The sequence below is a fragment of the Flavobacterium sp. YO12 genome (genome assembly GCF_004119495.1).
Classification (GTDB): domain Bacteria; phylum Bacteroidota; class Bacteroidia; order Flavobacteriales; family Flavobacteriaceae; genus Flavobacterium.
In genome coordinates this window covers 1-234 of record NZ_NRQU01000168.1, presented here as the reverse complement: position 1 = coordinate 234, position 234 = coordinate 1, and the positions used below count along the sequence as shown (strand labels likewise).

Annotated in this window: 1 protein-coding gene; it reads left to right on the top strand. The window is 38.0% G+C overall.

The features are described from left to right. Window positions 1-230: hypothetical protein (locus BOW55_RS20740; RefSeq protein ID WP_241686644.1), on the top strand; the 230-nt coding region annotated here is incomplete at its 5' end. Between the last annotated feature and the right edge of the window lie 4 nt (window positions 231-234).

The following is a 234-nucleotide window of genomic DNA, read 5'->3' as shown; positions in this document are numbered from 1 at the left end:
GAGATGTAGTGTTAAAAACGGCTACAGTTGATACTTTAATGGGAGGATTAAAACCTATTCGAGAAGGCGGCGGGCACCAATCTGTTTCGCTTAGAATGTCAGATCCAAAAGGTCGTGAATATGTAATGCGCGCCATGAAAAAAGTGCTACAGCATTTTACAGTCAGTTGCTTTAAAGATCAATATGTTGTAAACGAATTTGCTGATACTTACGCAGAGAATTCTTATTAGATTT